This is a genomic window from Actinomycetota bacterium (genome assembly GCA_040754375.1).
Lineage (GTDB): Bacteria > Actinomycetota > Acidimicrobiia > Acidimicrobiales > AC-14 > JBFMCT01.
This window is the reverse complement of the sequence record JBFMCT010000103.1, coordinates 1-1,287: the sequence shown is the minus strand read 5'-3', so window position 1 is coordinate 1,287 and position 1,287 is coordinate 1. Positions and strand designations below refer to the sequence as shown.

1 protein-coding gene is annotated in these 1,287 nt (G+C 69.9%); it reads right to left on the bottom strand.

Going from position 1 to position 1,287, the window contains the following annotated elements; translation table 11 throughout:
• Positions 1-897 precede the first annotated feature (897 nt).
• Positions 898-1,158, bottom strand: a complete 261-nt coding sequence (locus AB1673_17640) for a hypothetical protein (protein MEW6155780.1) — start codon at positions 1,156-1,158, stop codon at positions 898-900.
• Positions 1,159-1,287 lie beyond the last annotated feature (129 nt).

Here is a 1,287-nt window from a genome sequence, read left to right as displayed (position 1 = left end):
CGAGACCCCCGCGTCAAGCTAAGAACGGGCTCCGAGCGCCATAGTCGTCCGACGTCTGGGCCGGCCCGGCACGCCCCGATTCTCATCCGCCGAGGGCGGCCCCGCCAGGGGCCATGGGAGCTAAGCGGGCTTGGTTCTCGTCCAACCTGACCCGCTGGGAGGACATCGCTCTGCCCTCTCCCATAGACGGCATCAGCGACTTCGACATCTCGCTGCTGGCGACCCACGGCGATGCCGCCCTGTTGGGTCACAGTCGAGCCCGCCCAGGCTTCTGTTGCGACGCGGGGGTCAGTGGAGCGAGGTGTCAGCGATCGAACACCAACCCTTCGGGCCCCCGGGCGAACGCCCCTTGAACGTCAGGATCGTGGCGACGCCCGACGGCTTCCTGGCCTGGTCGAGCGTTTCCCTGAAGGGAGGCCGGATCGACCACGAGGACTCGACGACCTACTGGTGGAGATCGGACAATGGGACCGCGTGGGGCGCCGTCCCCACCACAGGGCCGTTCGGCCTGGCCACGGTGAGCAGTGTCGTCGTCACCCCCTACGGGTTCCTGGCGGTCGGCGGAACGCTCTACAGCAGACGGGGCCTCGACCAACCAGGCGGCCTGGTGCTCCGTGCCTGGGAGTCACCCGACGGACGAGATTGGACGGCCGCCGACCCGGTGACGGACCATGACCTGGGGAACACCGCGCTCTACGGCGCGGCGCGGGTCGGCGACATCGAAGTGGCCGTGGGTGCGATCTCGGCAAGTGGGGACCGCGAGAGCGTGGTCCTGGTCCGCAACGGCGCCGGCCGGCCATGGCAGCGCCTCCTCGGCATACCAGCGATGACCGGGGCCCAACGACACGAAGCCTCCGGTGTGTGCTCGGGTGAGCGGGGCGGGCCTGGCGAGGTTGTTCAGTCGTCGTGGTCGTCGCCGCCCAGCACCGGGTCGGCCGCCACGTCGGCGTCGAGCGCGGCCTGGAACGCCGGCGCCAGGTCGCCGCTGGTGATGCGGGCCAGGATCTCCCGGTCGGCGTCGCTGAGGCGAGGATCGCCGCCCCGGCGCCGTCGGCGGCGCTCGTCGAGGAGCTCCTCACCGATGCTCGTGGCCTCCGTTCTGCCCGACGTCTCCACCGACGGGCAGCCAGGCAGGTTCCGCCAAAGCGGAACCTGCAAATGTGTAACCCTATGGAGGACGGTCGCGTCAACGACCTGTCGCGGCGAACTCCTTGATCGTTGCCGACGCATCGGCTTGCGTGGTGGTGCGAGGAAGGTCGCCTCGGCTGTCCACGCGTACACGCGTGT